Source organism: Mycolicibacterium sp. XJ1819 (genome assembly GCF_053483675.1).
Genome location: NZ_JBEFST010000059.1, coordinates 1 through 385 on the forward strand (window position 1 = coordinate 1; position 385 = coordinate 385).

Annotated in this window: 1 pseudogene; it reads left to right on the top strand. The window is 67.8% G+C overall.

The annotated features are described in order from the left end of the window. Positions 1 to 385 (top strand): annotated as a pseudogene (locus ABQE89_RS26295) (type I glyceraldehyde-3-phosphate dehydrogenase); the annotation flags it as partial.

Consider the following 385-nt stretch of genomic DNA (forward strand, 5'->3'; position numbering starts at 1 on the left):
GCGTCGTGCACCACGAACTGCCTCGGCCCGCTGGCCAAGGTCCTCAACGACGAGTTCGGCATCGTCAAGGGCCTGATGACGACCATCCACGCCTACACCCAGGACCAGAATCTGCAGGACGGCCCGCACAGCGACCTGCGCCGCGCCCGCGCTGCCGCGGTGAACATCGTGCCGACTTCCACCGGCGCGGCCAAGGCCATCGGTCTGGTGCTGCCCGAACTGCAGGGCAAGCTCGACGGTTATGCGCTGCGGGTGCCGATCCCCACCGGTTCGGTCACCGACCTGACCGCGGAGCTGAGCAAGTCGGCCACCGTCGAGGCGATCAACGCGGCGTTCAAGGCCGCCGCCGACGGTCCGCTCAAGGGGATTCTCAAGTACTACGACG